Source organism: [Chlorobium] sp. 445, from assembly GCA_002763895.1.
GTDB lineage: Bacteria > Bacteroidota > Chlorobiia > Chlorobiales > Thermochlorobacteraceae > Thermochlorobacter.
Window position 1 is genome coordinate 1 of the sequence record NSLH01000009.1, and the last position, 17,273, is coordinate 17,273.

Genomic DNA, 17,273 nt, shown 5'->3' on the forward strand with positions numbered 1-17,273 from the left:
TTCTGAAATTGCCGATTTTGATTCACTCACGTTGCTCTACAAAGGCGAAGAAAAATTCCTTGCAAATGTGCGCCAGCTTACTTTTGGAGGAGAAAATGCAGAAGCGTACCTATCGTTTGATGAAAAGCAACTCATCTTTCAATCACGCTCAGTCGGACAAGATTGCGACCAGATTTACATCATGAACCTCGATGGTTCAAACAAGCGCCTTGTGAGCACCGGTAAAGGGCGAACCACGTGTTCATATTTTTTGCCTGATGGAAAAACAATTCTCTATGCGTCTACTCACGCTGCCAGTCCTGACTGTCCGCCACCACCAGATTTTTCAAAAGGCTATACTTGGGCGCTCTACAAAGGTTACGACATTTTTTTGCAGACACCAATGGTGCAAACTTACGCCAAATTACCACTACACCCGGCTACGATGCTGAAGCCACAGTCTCACCCGTAGGCGATAAAATTGTCTTTACTTCCGTTCGTGATGGCGATCTTGAACTCTACACAATGGACATCGACGGGAGAAATCAAAAGCGACTTACCAATCATATCGGCTACGACGGTGGTGCATTTTTCTCATGGGATGGCAAGAAAATAGTCTTTCGAGCCTCTGCACCTCAGGACAGTGCAGAAATGAAATCTTACTTTGAACTGCTTGAACAAGGTCTGATTCGTCCAAATAAATTAGAGATCTATGTAATTGACGCAGATGGAAAAAATCGACGTCAGGTTACAAGTAATGGCAAAGCTAATTTCGCGCCCTTCTTTCATCCAAATAATAAGCAAATTATTTTTTCATCTAACCTTGGTGATACGGTTCGAGGGCGCAATTTCGACTTATACCTTATCAATGAAGATGGCACAGGCCTTACACGCATTACGCGCTGTCCTGATTTTGATGGCTTTCCAATTTTCACACGTGATGGCAAGAAAATTATTTTTGCATCTAACCGCAATGGTAAAATGCGTGGCGAGACTAACGTCTTCATCGCCGACTGGATTTACAGAAATGCGCCTTAACTCTAATATATTGCCTATTTCTGTGAAAATATGCTGTGTATTTTATTTTAATACTGCTTATACTAAAAAAGTTTTTGGAAAAGAAAAAGTTGGCGTCTTCAGTAGAAAATAATACTTTCTTAACCTGCTCTTCAAAATGACACTACTTGTTCTTGCTTATTGGGCTATTGGCATTATTTGTGCCATATTTTTTCTTAGCGAGGAACTTTTTCCTCAAAAACAAACGCCGCCTGACCGTGACACCGCCACCAAACGAAACCTACTTTTTCTTGCTTCATTTATCATTGTTCTAGCGAATATCTATGTTTATTACAACGCAACCAGCAATGGCAATCGCCCCTTTGATCCTGTTACATTTGTCATTTTTGCAATCTTAAATGGCTCTTGTGAAACTTTTGTCTTTCTTGCAGTCTTTAAGCTTGGTGAAAACATGATGCGTAACTTCACAGATAAATCGCCTTATCTTTTTCTTGGCGGCATCTTATTGTTTATGGTTTTTAGCGGATTTATTCATGGCGTCCTTTGGATTAATACTTTGCCGCCACATGTGATACCCATCTCAGAGCTCCCGCCTGATAAAGTTATTTTCAAGCAGCTTTTTTTCCCATTCCAAGTTGCGTTAGTCCTGTGCTGGTCAGCGCTATATTTTTTCTTCAAGGATGTTTGGGGAATTGTTGTCCTACACATGATTGTTGATGCAGGCGTCGTGTATTCCATACACTATTCACTCTGGCAAAATACAACGTTTGCATTTTTGAAATAACTTCTCTACAAAATGAGTACTCCAAAATTTCAAGGTAAAGTCTTAGTCGCCGGCGCCACTGGTCGTACTGGTTTGTGGGTTGTCCGCCGACTCTTGCACTACGAGATTTCGACCCGTGCCTTTGCACGAAAAGCTGATAAACTTGCCGAGTTTAATAACATTGAAGTCGAACTTGGTCACATCCAAAATGAAACAGCGGTGCAGCGATGCGTCAAGGCATGTGATGCCGTTATTTGCGCTCTTGGAGCAACCGCTATGCTCGGCGAAAGCTCTCCCGTCCAGGTCGATGGTGACGGCACTATCCGCCTCATTGATGCTGCGGCTGACGCTGGCGTTAAGCACTTTATTCTCATCAGCTCGATTGCCGTAACAAAACCCTTTCACCCGCTCAATCTTTTCGGTGGTATCCTGTCCCAAAAACGCCGCGCAGAACTGCATCTTGAAAAAGTTTTCTCTACAGCAGGACGCACTTTCACGATTATCCGACCAGGCGGCTTGAAAGATGGCGAACCACTTAAGCATAAGCTGCAGCTGGATGTGGGTGATAGAATCTCTGGTCTGATTGATCGCAGCGACGTGGCTGAACTAGCTGTGCTCTCGCTCTGGCATCCCAAGACAAAAAACAATACTTTTGAAGCCATTCGTCTCAACGAAGAATCACAATCCTCGTTACTGCCATACCTCGATGCGTTGCCTACACCAAGTGCTGTACCACAAGCAAGCCCAGCCTAAACCTTAATCTCTCAGCTATGCGCTTCAGTCCCAACGACATCAAAGCTATCATTTTTGACTTGGGGGGCACTCTGCTCCACCTGAGTTATCCTTTCTTTCACGATGCCTTTCAGCAGCAGTTCAAAGTTGCGCTCAGCGAAGATGATTTTTTCAAAGCTGTATCGATTGCTACTGACACGCTTAGCCGCATCGTCGCTGAAAATAAAGCAACTACTGATGCTTCACGTTTGCCTCTCTTTTTTGAACATCTGCTCGCTGCACTCCCGCTTCCAGAAGAAGCACTCCCTGACCGTGCAACATACATTCATGACTTCATCCTACGCGAGCACGCTCGTGATAACCTCTGGCGATACCTTCTGCCAAATACCATCGAGACCCTGCAAACCTTGCAATCGTCTTACAGACTCGCCATGATTTCTAACTCTGATGGGCGCGCTGAAGCCCTCACCATTCAGCATGGTTTGCGCAATTATCTGGAATTTGTGATTGATTCACACCACGTTGGTGTGGAAAAACCTGACCCTCGAATTTTTACACTCGCCCTCGAGCGCCTCGAGCTCTCACCACAAGAATGTGTCTATGTCGGTGATGTGTATTCGATTGATGTCATTGGTGCAACTTCAGCAGGTCTGCACGCTGTTTTGCTGGATAGAACTCTGACTCCACGCGAAAATTGCCACGTGGTCGCTTCACTTACGCATTTATCTCAGATATTTTTATTGACCGACTAAGCTCTTTTTTTAGAGTACCTTATGAGTAAAGAGTTTTCAGAAGTCTTAATAGAATGGTTTTGCAAAAATAAGCGAGATCTACCTTGGCGACACACGCGCAATCCTTACCACATCTGGGTCTCAGAAGTCATGCTGCAGCAAACACAAGTTGCTACTGTGATTCCCTACTACCGGCGCTTTCTAGAAAAATTTCCAACAATTGAATCACTAGCAAATGCAGATTCTCATGAGCTCATGAAAGCATGGGAAGGGCTTGGTTACTATGCACGGGCACGCAATTTACAGCATGCGGCAAGGACAATTATGCAAAAGTTTGATGGGATGCTACCGCGCACTCGCGAAGACTTACGCACGCTCAAAGGCTTCGGCGATTACACTTCTGCCAGCGTTGCAAGCATAGCATTTGGTGAGGATTGCGTAGCAATCGATGGAAATGTACTGCGCGTCTTTGCGCGTTACTTTGGTATCCAGAGTGACTTGCGCGAGCACTCAACAAAAGCTCAAATTGAAGCCATAGCAATGCGTTATCTCCCCAAGGGAAATGCAGGCACATTTAACGAAGCAGTCATGGAACTTGGAGCAACTGTTTGCCTACCTAAAAACCTGAATGCGTACGCTGCCCTCTCCAATCAGGCTGCTATGCATTCCAGCATGATGCTGTTAGCAAACTGCCGTTTAAGTCGCGCAAGTCACCTGTGCCACATCATCATATTGCAATTGGCGTTGTGCATCGTGGTAACACCGTGCTAATTGCGCTGCGTAAAGCCGAAGGACTTTTGGGCAACTTATGGGAATTTCCCGGCGGTAAATTGCGCACTGGTGAATCACTTGAAGCGTGCTGCCGACGCGAAATCGCTGAAGAAACAGGCTTGAATGTATCAGTTGGCGAAAAGTTTGCAGAGGTGAAACATGCTTACACGCACTTCAAAATTACCCTTCACGCCTTTCACTGTACATATCTTTCAGGTGAGGCCCAAGCAAAATCAAGTCAAGAGGTGCGTTGGGTTCCAATTGATGAGCTGCCAAACTATGCTTTTCCTAAAGCCAATAAAAGCGTCATTGAGGCTTTACGCAGCGCACCACAGCCTTCTCTCTTCAGTGCAATGCCATAAAAATTTTGTGCTGGCAGTTACTTGGTTGCCGCCCACTTACGAATCTCTGTGCGGAACCACTCATCGGCTTCTGGCGTAAACTTGTAGTTTTCGCGCACATACTCCATTGTTGCTTTTTCAATATCTGTATAAACATTGCCATCTTTGACTGCCGCTAAGAGCTTTTGGGCATCGCTCAGCGAAATGCGTCCGTCACCACGCCCCTTGACCGATTCCTCTGCCAATTCAATAAGTTTGCGATCATATTGTTTGCCATTGATCTCAATGTAATAGGATGCGTCCGCCATAGTGTGTCTTCCTTTCTTTGCGCTTGGTTTGTTGAAGTTCCTAGAATATAGATGTTTACCTTTTTTTTTTATTGCAATAACAGAATTTTTTTTTACCAGAGACTCTTTACAAACGATTTGAAACTTTTTCAGCGCGTCGCTAACTTAAAGAAATGGCTTACCTTCAAACAAAATTTGCTTTCAGTATGCGATACATCTTTTTCTTCTCGCTGATGCTTTTGGCTACTTCTGCACATGCTCAATTCGGTACTCGCCTTTCCGCAGATAAGAATGCCACGAACCCAACAGGATTTCCAACAACTACAACAGCTCCTTCTATCCTCTCTCGTGAAGATAAACCTTCACCCAGTGCCGGCTTTGAGTCCGTGAAACCTACGCCCTACCCTGGACTTGAAACGTCGCAACCAATTCCGATGGTCAATGGTACTCAGTCTCTTCGGTCAGGACAGCGTCTTGGTATCACAATGATGACAGGTGCAGGCTATGGTTTTGGCTTAGGCTACGGAATCGGTAGCGCATCGCGCGTAGGCTACAGCTTTCCTTTCGGGCTCTACCTAGGTATGACTGGATTACTTTCCATCGGCACGGATTTTACATCCGGCACTCCGATGATAATGAGCAATGCCGCATGGCTTAACAACAACTTGCTTGGCGCAGAACTCGGCTTTGAAATTCCTGTCAAAATCTTTGGCGGCCAGTTCTTCAGCCGTCCTTATGCTGGCGTAGGATTGCTCTGGTCTAACCTGAACTTCTTCGGTTTCCCTCAGACCGGCTTCGGCAATCCTATTTATTCACCTTCAGCAAGTATCGCACCCAATAGCATCGCACCTTTCGGTCTGAATGCTGTGTTTTACTCCGTTGGTAATGTCTTTTACTACCAAATTCCTCAATTCTTCATTTTGCGCAATTTACTTGTCGGCATTGACCTGCGCCATGCATTTGTCGCTGAACGCAATGGCTTCTTTGCTGTACCTATGATTGGTATGTACTTCTAAGTTTCTTTTAGAATGCAAAAGGCGGACTTCAAATCCGCCTTTTTTGGTCTACCCTCTTTTGTCTCTTTTGTACCTTTTGCAGGTTCTGAATCATTTTTCAGCGACATTTGAGCCTTCCATTTCCCATTCCCAGATCTGGTCGAAAGTTGCTACAGGCGTAATGATGGCTTTCTTGATACGCTTGCTGACGCCGATTAGCGGCGACGACCACGTTACAATCGTCTCAGGCTGCTCCTCGTAAATAATTCTTTGGTATTCTTTCCAATACTTTGCAGTATTGAGTATCTCAAGCTCATCTTTAGCCAGATTAATCAACTCATCGACGCGCTTGTTCTGAAAGCAAGTGAAATTGTAAGGTGTTTTTTCAAGGTCGGAAAAGCGAATTTCGGATGGATCTACATCGGGCGGCGCTACCACAAACCCGCCAATAAAGGCATCAAGCTCACGGGTTCGCATCTTTTCGCTCATCACATTCGATTCAATCGTCTCGATTTGGCAATCAATGCCTACTTCTTTGATGTTCTTTTGAACTAAGACCGCAAGAAATTCCCGACCTTTATTGCCCTTGTTAATTGCCAGCTTGAAACTGAACTTTCGCCCATTTTTCTCCAAAATTCCATCACTGCCCTTCTTCCAACCTTCTTCTGCAAGCAAGGCTTTGGCTTTTTCAACGTCGTATGGATATGGTTTGAGTTCAACATCGATTGCCCAGCGGCAGATTGGCACCACATCTGTAACCGCTAACTCACCATATCCTCTTAAAAAACCATCAAGATACTCCTGCCGATTAATTGCGTACGTCAGAGCTTGACGCACTTTCTTTGAGCCAAAGAGCGGATGCGGCTGAATTTTCTTGGATTGATTGTAAAGGTTTTGGTCGATATTCATCCAGCCAATGTAAAGAAACACCACTTGACCGCGTGGCAAAATTTGCACGTTCGGGTTTTCTTTTTTCATCTTTTCAGCTTCTTCAGGCGGCACCGCTTGCAGCACATCCGATTCGCCCGTGCGCAGCATTGTCAGGCGCGTCGTGTTTTCTTGAACGACTCGATTCACAATGCGCTCAATCTTCGGTGGCGCTGGCAAATTGCACGACCTGTTTGCTACAAGCACACACTCCGAGTTCGGTGTCCACTTCTCAACTTTGTAAGGACCGCAGCCAATGAGCTTCTCAGGATTGCGGTTAAAATCACTCTTACGGAAGTCTTCACGCTTGACCTCTTTCCAAATGTGCGCCGCAATGAATGGCAAATTTGTGTACTTGCACATCAAATCAATAGGCATCGGCTTTCGAAAGCGCACAATGAGTGTTGAGTCATTTGGAATCTCAACGGCTTTTTTGAGATCCACTTCACCATTTTTTTGAGCCAAAAAGTTTTCACTAATAAAATTCTGCCGAATAGATGCGATAACCGTATCTGCATAGAGTTCGTAACTAAATAGCCAGTCACGCGCGGTAACAGGCTGCCCATCTGTCCATTTGACATCGCGCCGCAGTGTAAAGACAATCTCGCGATTGCCATTGCGTGCTTCCCAGCGTGTGGCAAAAAGTGGCTTATAGGTGATAAGACCAACGGCTGTATCAAATTCTTCTCGCATCAATTTTGGATAAATCATCTCGCAAAACTCACGCGAATTACTTTCATTTTGAATGATTGGATTGAGCGTCAAGTCAGCAAGGTAGGTATGCACCAGCGTATTGGGCGGCGCTGCAAACTTTGTTGCCTCTGCAGTCTTGGCGCCAGCACTTTGATTTTCTTTTTTGCTGCACGCCATTACGCTGAACACCACAAAAAAAGTAAGATAGCGCTTCTCATGTTACTGATGTTTGAGCTTGTTTGAGTGACTCTGGTTTTTCACCAGATTTTTCTGGTTACTGCAATTCTCTTTTTTGCAACTATTGTAATTTATGCCTTTTTAAACAAGTTTTTGAGCCTAAGTTTTCAACATGGCTTTGACTACGGTAACATCGTTGGTCTTTCACCGTAGCTGCACTTTTTTTCTGAGCCTGTATGCTGCACTGGTCCTTCAAGGCGTTTAGCGACCTGACACCGTTTGAACTCTACGAGATTCTCAAAGCGCGGCAAGCAGTGTTTATCGTAGAGCAGCATTGCACATACCTTGATGCAGATGATTACGACCAGATATCGTACCATTTGGTTGGACGCAGTGATGCGGGGGAGTTTTTAGCGTATTGCCGCATTGTACCGCCGCACACGAAATACAACGAACCTTCCATTGGCAGAGTCATGACAACGGCAAAAGGTCGTGGCAGAGGGTATGGTAAACTGCTTATGGCAGAAGCCCTTTCACGCTTGCACTTACTTTATCCGAACTCACCTATCCGCATCGGGGCTCAACTTTACTTGGAGCGATTCTACAACGATTTCGGTTTCATACGCTGCTCTGCGCCCTACGATGAAGATGGCATTGCACACATTGAGATGCTTCTTTGCGCAAAAGACACTTAGAAAACAGAGTAACTTTTCACCGTGTATACTTCACTGAAAAAAATTTGGAAACGATGAGCAGCGAGAATGGACAAGACAAGACGAATCGCCTCCTCGAAGCTATCTTGCTTGCGCTGCAAGACCACGGCACTGCGATTCGCGAGATGCGCACTGATATACGAGTCATCAAGGAAGATATCAGGGCGCTCACGCGTCGAGTGGAAAATCTTGAAATCGTTGTCGTGGATATGAACTGTCAGCTTGAGAGTGTGGAGCGTCGGCTTGAAAATGTTGATCGACGTCTTGAAAACGTAGAGCGCGCTCTGCTTGCTTTCACGGCTCTCTTCAAAGATGTACAAGAGCTACGCTAGCGCATCATGCGGTTGGAATCAAAGGTTAGGTAATTCTACTGGATAATTCCGACTCAGCATTTTGCTCGCCGCCAGCCCTTCTGCTCAAGCCATACCGCTCGATTTTGGTGCTAAACGCCTCACAAGTTTTGTTCTACAAGTTCAGCTTCACGCTCAACATCTTTCATTGTCCCTTTCGAGGGCGCAAGCGTAATGATGACAAACTTTGAAGTTGGTGTTTGACTTTTTTCTGCGATGCTATTTACAGGTACGAGCACATTAGCCTCTGGGAAGTAAGTTGCAGTACAGCCACGCGGAATGTTAAAAGGTACAGCTACGAAGTACTTAGCTACGCGCTGCTCTCCTTCAAAATGACTTGTCAAATCCACAACATCGCCTTGCTTGATACCAGCCTCTTTCATGTCGTCAGGATTCATCAAAATCACGCGCCGAGCTTTGTAAATGCCACGATAGCGGTCGTCGAGTCCATAAATCGTTGTGTTGTATTGATCGTGTGAGCGGATAGTCATCATAATGTATTGCCCTTTTTCAAGGCGATGCTCAGGAATAGCATGTCGGCTAAAATGAGCTTTTTTATCACTTGTATTGAACACGCCTTCGCGCGCGCCATTAGGGAGGTAAAACCCGCTTTTGCTGCGCACACGCTCATTATAGCGCTCAAATCCGGGAATCGTTTTTTCAATGAGGTCTCGAATACGGTCGTAATCTTCAACGAGCCACATCCACGGCACTGTGGTTCTCTCCCCTAGCGTTGCCACCGCAAGGCGCGCTACAATAACTGGCTCGCTGAGCAAATGCTCCGAAGCTGGCGGCAGCGAACCACGCGACGAATGCACAATACCCATTGAGTTTTCTACACTGACAAACTGCGGCTTTCCACCCTGAATGTCCAGTTCAGTCCGCCCTAAACATGGCAAAATGAGCGCTTCCTCACCCGTGATGAGATGCGCGCGGTTGAGTTTTGTGGAAACATGCACGGTGAGTTTTGTGCGTCGGAGTGCTTCCGCAGTGTAATTCGTGTCTGGCGTTGCAGAGAGAAAGTTACCACCCATTGCAAAAAAGACACGCACTTTGCCTTCATACATTGCTTTGATGGCATCTACGACATCATAGCCATGATGATATGGCGGCGTAAAGTTGAAATTCTTAGCAAGTCTATCCAAAAAGGCAGGATCTGGTCTTTCATAAATGCCCATGGTTCTATCACCCTGCACATTGCTATGCCCACGCACGGGACAAAGTCCTGTGCCTGGCTTACCGACCATTCCTCGCAAAAGATGCAAGTTGACAATTTCTTGGATGTTTGCTACAGCATTCTTGTGCTGTGTCAGTCCCATCGCCCAGCAGGAAATCATACGCTTAGCTTGCATAATGAGCGTGGCTGCTTCTTTAATTTGCTCACGTGCGATGCCGCTTTGCTCTACAATTTTTTCCCAACTTTCCGCGCGTAGGTCGGCGATAAACTCTTCAAACCCTGTCGTTTGCTCTGCAATGAACTTTTTATCAAAGACTTCTCCTGTACGCTCTTCTTCAGCAAGCATCTCTTTCATAATTCCCTTCAATAATGCTACATCGCCGTTGATGCGTACCTGCAAAAAGAGTGTAGCCAGTGTGGTCCCTTTACCTAGCACGCCCGAGACTTCTTGTGGGTGTTTGAAGCGCTGCAGCCCGGCTTCTGGAAGTGGATTGATATGAATGATTTTCGCCCCGTTGCGCACCGCAGATTGAAGTGCGCTAAGCATCCGTGGATGGTTTGTGCCCGGATTTTGCCCAATAACAAGAATCAAATCCGCTAAATCAAAGTCGCTGAGTTTAACCGTGCCTTTGCCGATACCTATCGTTTCTTTGAGTGCAACCCCACTGGATTCATGACACATATTCGAACAATCAGGCAGGTTGTTTGTACCAAACTGGCGCACAAACAGTTGATAGAGAAAGGCTGCTTCGTTGCTGGTTCGCCCTGAGGTATAAAACACGGCTTCATCGGGCGTACGGCACGCGTTAAGATGTGCAGCAATCATCTTAAAAGCGTCGTCCCAAGAGATGGGCTCGTAGTGCGATTGCCCTTTGCGCAACACCATCGGGTGCGTGAGTCGTCCTTGCTTACCGAGCCAATAATCCGTTCGTCGTGAAAGTTCAGCCACACTGTGTTTTGCAAAAAATTCAGGTCCGATACGCTTCGTCGTCGCTTCCTCTGCTATCGCTTTGGCACCATTTTCACAAAATTCAGCTACAGCGCGGTGATCATCTGGATCTGGCCATGCACAACCAGGGCAATCAAAACCCTCAACTTGATTTACTTGCAACAGCATTTTCATACCGCGCACCACGCCCATTTCCGTCACCGTATGCTTCATTGCAGAGGCTACAGCTGGGAGACCACCTGCCACGGTTTTCGCTTTTCTTACAGACAACCGCTCATCGTCAGGCTGCTCTGGCGTGGTTGCCACAGGCTGCTCTTCTTTTCCCGAAATCCCTGTCTTGACATTAGTGTCCTTATCGTTTGCCGCTTCACTATTTGCCATTAGGCTTTCATGCCGCTGCTCGCTATTTGCTTCGCCAATTAACGCACTCATTGTTTGTATTCCAGTTTGAGTTTTGCAACTTTTTTAACTTTAATGTCTTTTCATTTTTTAGCTTGCGCAGTTTGTCGCCTTATGCCCTACTGCTGCATCTGGGTGCGGATAATTATCCGATTCATCTTCATCTGGTCTTACAGTTAAACACTGAAAATCCTTTTCTATCAAGAGCTTAAGTGTTTTTCCTTCACCGATAATTTGCTCTCTTTCAAGCCCGATTTGAGCGGAAGTTGCCCAAGATTTCGCCATCTGCTCTGGTAAAAACACCGTGATCGTGCAATTCTCATAAGTTGCATAAATCTCAGTTGCGTGCGGATCACTCTGCATCGCATAAGACATTTTTTTGATGTGGCTGAGTACCAAACTCCACGGTCTCTTCCACACGCCCTTCTTCAGCAATACGCCTTACTTCGGTTTGCGAGAGCCGTAGGCGCAGCGAGTTCCCTTTGACACGCAGTTTCATAAGTTTCTATTTTGTTGTTTGTTTATTGCAATAACAGAATAATTCTTTTATGAGCTTAACTCTGCAATGAAATACGCCATATCGTCATGTGTTCCCTTCTCAAGGTGGTCGAAGCGCATCCCAATTTTCTCTAACACCTTGCGCGAGGCTACATTGCTCCAATCTGTCGTTGCGACCACACACTGCACATGCAGTTTCTCCAGTGCGTAGCGCAGCACGGCTTGACTTGCTTCAGTTGCATAGCCATGTCCCCAAAAACCTGTCTCAATCCCATAGACCAGCTCTACACCCGTGCGGTTCGGGCTTAACCGTAAGGCACAAAACCCAATACGGCGCTCTTCATCTTTGCGCACCAGTGTCCAAATCCCCAAGCGCTGCTCACGGAAATTCTTTATACTCTCTTCAATTTGTGCGTGCACAAACTCTCGGGGTACAGGACGGTCGTCAAAAAGATAACGACGAAATGCCCGATCGTTCCAAGTCTCGAAGAAATATGCTTCATCTTCTAGACTTACAGGACGCAACTTCAGGTTCGCAGTTTCTAAATCAAACTGTCCGTTAAATTCTGGTGTAATCGGTGCATAGACACTGTCAGAGCGCACACGCCATGCACCGCTGTAGATATTAAACCGCTCGCCTCTCAGAAAGCCAATCAGCGTCATATCAAATTCATCAGCCAATTCAACAGCCAGACTTGAAGGTGCCCCGACAGCTGCCATAATGGGGATTCCTGCCATCAAGGCTTTTTGTACCAGTTCAAAACTTGCGCGTCCGCTCACCAAAACAAGTTCATTATGCAAGGGCAGGCGTCGCTCCAAAAACGCTGCTCCAATGAGTTTATCCAGCGCATTGTGTCGTCCGACATCTTCACGCAGCATCAGTAAGTTGCCACGAATATCGAAGAGTGCTGCAGCATGTAATCCACCTGTTTGCTCAAAGACAGCCTGTGCCTTGCGCAAGGTCTCAGGCAAGCGACAGATAATGCTCTTTTCGAAAAATGGTCGATTTTTCGGAAATACGGTGCACACCGAAGCCTGCACCGATTCAATTGAAACCTTGCCACACACACCGCAACTCGATGCCGTATAGAAGTGCCGCTCAAGCCGCTTGAAGTCAATTTTGACCTCAGGCTTGAGTTCCACACAAATCACATTGTGGTGTAAGACGCCCTGAATAGGCTTGTCGCTATATGAAATTCGGCTAATTTGACTGGGGTGTTTGAGAATGCCTTCGGTGAAGAGAAATCCAACTGCCAGTTCTGCATCATGATTAGGGGTACGCATCGTTACAGCGACGCGTTTTACTTCCTGTTCGCCTTGCACGGCTAAACGGATTTCCAGTGGCTCTTCTACGGCAAGAATATCTTCGGCTAGCGCAATGCCCGCACTGTGCATCTTCTGCACTTGAACCTTTGCCGTTGCCCTTTGCTGTTCCACATCCACGTCCTTACTCATTGTCTTGCCTTGGATAGAACTAAACTAAATATCTGAAATTGCATGGCAGCTTAGAAAGTTCCCTAAATATAATTGCATCCCGAGGCACAACAATACCCTGCGCCTTGCTGCTCTACTTAACTTCGTTCCTAAAAGCAACGGCAGCTGCTTTACAAAAAACTGTCACTCGTGTGACTTATGCATCAAATCTTTCAGGTCTGGTTTGCCTGCATCTACCCAAGCAGAATACCACACCGACGCCACGCGCTCAATGGTTTGCTCAAACCGACGCTCAACCATATCGCCTAATGCCTCTTTGAAGCGCTCATAGTAGAGTGGCGTATAGATTTCACGCTCTCGCCCATTTTTGTCCGTCACCATCGTGCGGATCTCTTCAGGCTTTAAGCCTTCCTTAGCTTTGAGATCGCATTTTAATACCGAATCGACCATCAGATAACTTTCCAAAACCCACTTAAAACTCTCTTCGGTTTTATCGGCAATATACTTTGCGCGGGGTGCAGATTCATTTTTTGCTTCATAGTGCCGCATGTACCGCTCTGGAATTTCTGATTCCCACCGTGCATGCAAGCCTTTCTGTCCTGTCAGCTGTCCATCATAATTTTCAGTGGCATGCAGCGGTACATGTGCATCAGCAACGTAATGTCCTACATTTACTGCAAAGTAAAGAATTCTATCGAGGTTTTTTGCTTTGAAAGCACGCGTGAGGCTATCGCTAAACGCCACAATTCGCCATGGCAAGACCCCGTTGGCACGCACTGTGTCAAGTGTGTATTTCTTGACTGCTTCTTCAAAGCGTCGTGGCAATTCAGGAAATGGATAACTTCCGTAGCGATCAATGTCGATAAAGTGTTGCTCAGCTTCCGTCGGATCAATTCGGCGACGATCATCAGCATCAATCGCGTGCTCAATGAGAAATGTTGAGTACTCTTTGAAAAAATCTGCAACAGGTTCGGGCATCGCCTGCACAGCCCGTCGGTGAATTTGCTTATGCGCCCAAAAGCCCCAACCAATTGATTCATTGGCTGGCACGAGCACCGAAAGTAAAAGTGCTAGAGCCACGATTAGGTGCATCCAGAACACATCTCTCATGGTTAATTTGAGTTAAGTTGGTTAGACTGCACGCAAAGTTATGCAAATTTTCTTTGTTGCTTTCTTTCAACGTGTGGCTTTTGTAGGAGTGCTGGATGTGGCAGATGCAGTGTGGTATGCTTCCCTAAGCGGAATGAACTTTTAGGCACTTTGCAGCGTCGCCAGTTTAATTTTCTTTCCCGTGCTCGTACTGGTTGCAAGTTGCCCACATGCAGCGTCAATATCTCTACCACGACTGCGTCGAAGTGTTACGGTTAGGTTCGCCTCAGACAATCTACGCAGGAACATTTCCTTGCGCTCTTCTGTGCTGCGCTTGTAGTCCATGTTAGCAATTGGATTGTAATCTATCAGATTGATTTTTGAGGGAAAACTGCGGGCAAACTTAATGAGTGCCGCTACATCCTCTTCACCATCATTGATGCCATTGAGTAAGAGATATTCAAGAAATACTGGCTTCTTTTTGACTTGTGCATAACGCTGCAGGGCTTGTTTGAGATCTTTGAGTGGATAGACATTTGTAATCGGCATCATCTCGCGCCGTTTTTCCTCAATGGCTGAATGCAGCGAGAGTGCAAGCCGAAACTTTTCAGGGCTTTCTGTCAGGCGTTCAATGCCGGGCACAATCCCAACAGTCGAGACCGTAATGTGACGCTCTCCGATTTTGAATTGATAGCGGTCATGCGCAAGAATTTCAATCGCTTCCATCACCCGTTCGAGGTTCAGCATTGGCTCGCCCATACCCATAAACACCACATTTGAAATGCGCTTACCGTAACGCGCTTTAGCCATCTGCATTGCGCCCAAGACTTGGTCGGTGATTTCTCCAATCGTGAGGTTGCGTGAAAAACCCATGTAGCCTGTAGCGCAGAACTTGCATGCTAGTGCACAGCCTACTTGCGAGGACACGCACACCGTCATTCGCTCGCGCCCTTCGCGTAAATCAGGAATGAGTACAGTCTCAATGCGTGCTCCATCGGAGAGTTCATAGAGCAGTTTGATGGTCTGCGCATTCTCACGCTCTGCCGAACTTACATCCAGCACAGGGTGCAAGCGCGAGATAAAAAATTCATGGGCAAGTTTCTCTCTCAAGGCCTTGGGAAGAGTAGTCATCTGAGCAATATCCGTTACATCCTGCGAATGCAAAGCGTGCCGAATCTGTTCGGCTCGATACCCCGGCTCACCAAGTGCTGCTAACCGCGATTTGAGCTCGTTCAGACTTAATGATTTAAGATCTTGCATCGCTTTTGCTTCCCCTTGCATTTTACTTTCTGCTCCCTCTATGCTTTATGCCCTCGCTTCAGCACGCTTGAAATGAAAATCGCCTGTCCGTCCTGGCAGGCGATACTGGAGTTGTTGGGGTACCAGGATTCGAACCTGGGAATGTCGGCTCCAAAGGCCGATGCCTTACCGCTTGGCGATACCCCATCGTTAAAATACGCCTCGTCTCTAAGTTCAAGTCCTCCATTGGACTGTTGTGCAAGTAGAGAGTTAGATTGGATTTTCGCTTCACCCTGCGAATGAGGTTGAGACGAGGCTATTTCCAAACCTACTTGTGCGAAAATAGCAAAACTTCTTGCTTTCTGCAAGACAAGTTGCCTTTCTTTGTGCTGCAATTACGGCAACTTTACTCTAGGCTTTTTCTGCAAAGATGATGACACGTGGTGAGCTGTCGGGGTCAAACAGCGCACCATCATAATCACCTAAGATACCGACAATGCAAAATCCCACTGCGCTTAATTGCTCTATCAGCTCTGTGTGGCTGTAGAGCCTGACAGACTCCATAAAGCGCTTGAGCTTGCCATTCTCCACGAGCGTGATTACCTTCTTTATGGAATCTCCTACGATCTTTCGCTCTTCACTGACATAAATTCCATCTAGCATCCGCTTCGTGAGCGGCTTGTAATTTTTACGCACATAGGTTGCATTGAAAAAATCCAACACATAGATTCCACCACTTTTCAGCGCACGATACACGTTTTCAAGCACACGCTTGTCATCATCAGGCTCCTCAAAGTAGCCGAAACTTGTAAAGAGTTGAACCACCAGATCATAGTCTTGACTAAAGTCAATCTCTCGCATATCCTTTTGCAAGAAAGTGAGCTTGACATGGTGCTGCTCAGCCAAGCGACGCGCTTCTTGTAAGAGCATTGGTGAAAGGTCGTTTGCTGTTACGCTACAACCTTTTTCAGCAAACGCTACAGCATGCCGACCGGCACCGCAAGCAATGTCAAGCACCTTCGGCGAAGCACACCGCGCTTGAATGGTTGAGTAGCGCAAAATTGTCTCTACCGTTTTCTCTGCTTCTTTGAAATTTCGATGTTCGTAGAGCTTGAGGTAGATTGGACTGTTGAACCAGAGCGCAAACCACTCGCTGGTCTCAACTGGCACACGCTCTAGTGTTGCGTCTTGTTGTGCCGCAAGCAGGTCTTGTTGCGTTGGCAACAGATGTGTCTGTGATAAGGACTGATCGTGTAGTAGTGGCTGCTCTTTCAATGTTTTTATCATCTTTGTTAAAAGTTTGACCATAGAAACCCTGCATGCTTACATGGCGTTCCTTGCGATTTATTCTTCGAGCTAAAAAGCCTACACGAGTATGCAGGCTTTTCATCAGGCTTTACACAGAGCACGTTATACGATACTTACTGTGCGATGTTTACAGGGAAGGTCGCATCAATATCCGTTTCAGGTCCAGGCTGCAAAGCGGGGGTTTTACGTACCGATGAAGAATAGTGGTAAAGTATGACGCGCAATGTTCCACTTGTAGCTGCTCCGCTGCTCACTTGAGCACGAAAACGCAATCCTATTTCCAGATCGTTTCTATCACGGTCAGTGCGTGTAATAGTTAGGCGTCCTTGTGCACCGCCGCCTACTGTGTAAGTAAAGAGATGCTCATCACCTTCTTCTTCGATCTCTTCAGTTTTGTCTTCCGGTGGAACTTTGCTCTCGTCCAAGACCTCTACTTCACCGTCGTAGGTTACCCCGGCGCGCAGATTCAAGGGTGTAATTACAGGTGGATTACCGCCTGGTCCATCCAAATCACGCCACACCGCTTCTATGGTCCTCCCCTCTGCTGGCGTCAGTTTGAGCTTTAGCGTTGTAATCTTTTCCTGTTCATTTGTATCAACAGGGTTATCTTGGCGACAACCTACGGTTGTAACCAGCATAATTGCTACAAGAAAAAGACTTAGGATATTGCGAGCAGTGTATAACTTCATTTTTGACATACTTTA

Annotated in this window: 14 protein-coding genes, 1 tRNA gene and 3 pseudogenes; 8 read left to right on the forward strand and 10 right to left on the reverse strand. The window is 46.4% G+C overall.

Annotated features, from left to right (window positions below):
• Window positions 1-7 precede the first annotated feature (7 nt).
• The 5 genes and pseudogenes from CMR00_05055 (at window position 8) to mutY (ending at window position 4,355) form a co-directional block, all read left to right on the forward strand.
• Window positions 8-1,017: pseudogene (locus tag CMR00_05055) on the forward strand (hypothetical protein).
• A 136-nt stretch (window positions 1,018-1,153) separates the two neighbouring features.
• Window positions 1,154-1,780 carry a hypothetical protein gene (locus CMR00_05060; GenBank protein ID PIO48307.1) on the forward strand — a complete coding sequence of 209 codons (627 nt, stop codon included), beginning with the start codon at window positions 1,154-1,156 and terminating at the stop codon, window positions 1,778-1,780.
• 12 nt (window positions 1,781-1,792) lie between these two features.
• Window positions 1,793-2,512 (forward strand): NAD-dependent epimerase, encoded by a 720-nt coding sequence (locus CMR00_05065; protein PIO48308.1) that lies wholly within the window; start codon window positions 1,793-1,795, stop codon window positions 2,510-2,512.
• Window positions 2,513-2,529: 17 nt separating this feature from the next.
• Window positions 2,530-3,243, forward strand: coding sequence for a hypothetical protein (locus CMR00_05070; protein ID PIO48309.1), 714 nt, complete (start codon window positions 2,530-2,532; stop codon window positions 3,241-3,243).
• Between the two features lie 21 nt (window positions 3,244-3,264).
• Window positions 3,265-4,355: pseudogene (mutY, locus tag CMR00_05075) on the forward strand (A/G-specific adenine glycosylase).
• 26 nt (window positions 4,356-4,381) lie between these two features.
• Here mutY and CMR00_05080 read toward each other — a convergent pair.
• Window positions 4,382-4,642 (reverse strand): annotated as a pseudogene (locus CMR00_05080) (cell envelope biogenesis protein OmpA).
• A 152-nt stretch (window positions 4,643-4,794) separates the two neighbouring features.
• Here CMR00_05080 and CMR00_05085 point away from each other — a divergent pair.
• Window positions 4,795-5,637: a hypothetical protein gene (locus CMR00_05085; GenBank protein ID PIO48310.1), complete on the forward strand. Its 843-nt coding sequence runs from the start codon at window positions 4,795-4,797 to the stop codon at window positions 5,635-5,637.
• A gap of 90 nt (window positions 5,638-5,727) precedes the next feature.
• Here the strand turns inward: CMR00_05085 and CMR00_05090 are convergent, their stop codons facing one another.
• Window positions 5,728-7,413 (reverse strand): ABC transporter substrate-binding protein, encoded by a 1,686-nt coding sequence (locus CMR00_05090; GenBank protein PIO48311.1) that lies wholly within the window; start codon window positions 7,411-7,413, stop codon window positions 5,728-5,730.
• 236 nt (window positions 7,414-7,649) lie between these two features.
• Between CMR00_05090 and CMR00_05095 the strand changes: the two genes are divergently transcribed.
• Both CMR00_05095 and CMR00_05100 read left to right on the forward strand, forming a co-directional pair.
• Complete coding sequence (locus tag CMR00_05095) at window positions 7,650-8,108, forward strand: GNAT family N-acetyltransferase (GenBank protein ID PIO48312.1); 459 nt, start codon at window positions 7,650-7,652, stop codon at window positions 8,106-8,108.
• A gap of 53 nt (window positions 8,109-8,161) precedes the next feature.
• The gene (locus tag CMR00_05100; protein PIO48313.1) at window positions 8,162-8,458 is read left to right on the forward strand and encodes a hypothetical protein; all 297 of its coding nucleotides are present in this window, start codon (window positions 8,162-8,164) and stop codon (window positions 8,456-8,458) included.
• A gap of 119 nt (window positions 8,459-8,577) precedes the next feature.
• On the opposite strand, the gene CMR00_05105 is transcribed toward CMR00_05100, so the two are convergent.
• The 8 genes from CMR00_05105 to CMR00_05140 form a co-directional block, all read right to left on the reverse strand.
• Window positions 8,578-10,983 carry a hypothetical protein gene (locus CMR00_05105; protein ID PIO48391.1) on the reverse strand — a complete coding sequence of 802 codons (2,406 nt, stop codon included), beginning with the start codon at window positions 10,981-10,983 and terminating at the stop codon, window positions 8,578-8,580.
• A gap of 108 nt (window positions 10,984-11,091) precedes the next feature.
• Window positions 11,092-11,364, reverse strand: a complete 273-nt coding sequence (locus CMR00_05110; GenBank protein ID PIO48314.1) for a hypothetical protein — start codon at window positions 11,362-11,364, stop codon at window positions 11,092-11,094.
• A 183-nt stretch (window positions 11,365-11,547) separates the two neighbouring features.
• Window positions 11,548-12,954 carry a hypothetical protein gene (locus tag CMR00_05115; protein PIO48315.1) on the reverse strand — a complete coding sequence of 469 codons (1,407 nt, stop codon included), beginning with the start codon at window positions 12,952-12,954 and terminating at the stop codon, window positions 11,548-11,550.
• Between the two features lie 162 nt (window positions 12,955-13,116).
• Entirely contained in the window at window positions 13,117-14,043 is a 927-nt protein-coding gene (locus CMR00_05120) for a S1/P1 Nuclease (protein PIO48316.1), read from the reverse strand.
• 141 nt (window positions 14,044-14,184) lie between these two features.
• A complete protein-coding gene (rlmN, locus tag CMR00_05125) occupies window positions 14,185-15,303 on the reverse strand; it encodes a 23S rRNA (adenine(2503)-C(2))-methyltransferase RlmN (GenBank protein PIO48317.1) in 1,119 nt (372 codons plus the stop codon).
• Window positions 15,304-15,393: 90 nt separating this feature from the next.
• A tRNA-Gln gene (locus CMR00_05130) sits at window positions 15,394-15,468 on the reverse strand.
• 204 nt (window positions 15,469-15,672) lie between these two features.
• Window positions 15,673-16,569 carry a methyltransferase type 11 gene (locus CMR00_05135; GenBank protein ID PIO48318.1) on the reverse strand — a complete coding sequence of 299 codons (897 nt, stop codon included), beginning with the start codon at window positions 16,567-16,569 and terminating at the stop codon, window positions 15,673-15,675.
• Between the two features lie 113 nt (window positions 16,570-16,682).
• On the reverse strand, window positions 16,683-17,267 hold the full coding sequence (locus tag CMR00_05140; GenBank protein PIO48319.1) for a type 1 periplasmic binding fold superfamily protein: 585 nt from the start codon (window positions 17,265-17,267) through the stop codon (window positions 16,683-16,685).
• Window positions 17,268-17,273 lie beyond the last annotated feature (6 nt).

What these genes read in the sequence shown, in the direction of transcription:
- CMR00_05120 (PIO48316.1), bottom strand. Translation starts at nt 14,043, where the DNA reads ATGAGAGATGTGTTCTGGATGCACCTAATCGTGGCTCTAGCACTTTTA.
- CMR00_05065 (PIO48308.1), top strand. Translation starts at nt 1,793, where the DNA reads ATGAGTACTCCAAAATTTCAAGGTAAAGTCTTAGTCGCCGGCGCCACT.
- CMR00_05060 (PIO48307.1), top strand. Translation starts at nt 1,154, where the DNA reads ATGACACTACTTGTTCTTGCTTATTGGGCTATTGGCATTATTTGTGCC.
- CMR00_05140 (PIO48319.1), bottom strand. Translation starts at nt 17,267, where the DNA reads ATGTCAAAAATGAAGTTATACACTGCTCGCAATATCCTAAGTCTTTTT.
- rlmN (PIO48317.1), bottom strand. Translation starts at nt 15,303, where the DNA reads ATGCAAGGGGAAGCAAAAGCGATGCAAGATCTTAAATCATTAAGTCTG.
- CMR00_05070 (PIO48309.1), top strand. Translation starts at nt 2,530, where the DNA reads ATGCGCTTCAGTCCCAACGACATCAAAGCTATCATTTTTGACTTGGGG.
- CMR00_05100 (PIO48313.1), top strand. Translation starts at nt 8,162, where the DNA reads ATGAGCAGCGAGAATGGACAAGACAAGACGAATCGCCTCCTCGAAGCT.
- CMR00_05110 (PIO48314.1), bottom strand. Translation starts at nt 11,364, where the DNA reads ATGCAGAGTGATCCGCACGCAACTGAGATTTATGCAACTTATGAGAAT.
- CMR00_05095 (PIO48312.1), top strand. Translation starts at nt 7,650, where the DNA reads ATGCTGCACTGGTCCTTCAAGGCGTTTAGCGACCTGACACCGTTTGAA.
- CMR00_05135 (PIO48318.1), bottom strand. Translation starts at nt 16,569, where the DNA reads ATGGTCAAACTTTTAACAAAGATGATAAAAACATTGAAAGAGCAGCCA.
- CMR00_05085 (PIO48310.1), top strand. Translation starts at nt 4,795, where the DNA reads ATGGCTTACCTTCAAACAAAATTTGCTTTCAGTATGCGATACATCTTT.
- CMR00_05115 (PIO48315.1), bottom strand. Translation starts at nt 12,954, where the DNA reads ATGAGTAAGGACGTGGATGTGGAACAGCAAAGGGCAACGGCAAAGGTT.
- CMR00_05090 (PIO48311.1), bottom strand. Translation starts at nt 7,413, where the DNA reads ATGGCGTGCAGCAAAAAAGAAAATCAAAGTGCTGGCGCCAAGACTGCA.
- CMR00_05105 (PIO48391.1), bottom strand. Translation starts at nt 10,983, where the DNA reads ATGGCAAATAGTGAAGCGGCAAACGATAAGGACACTAATGTCAAGACA.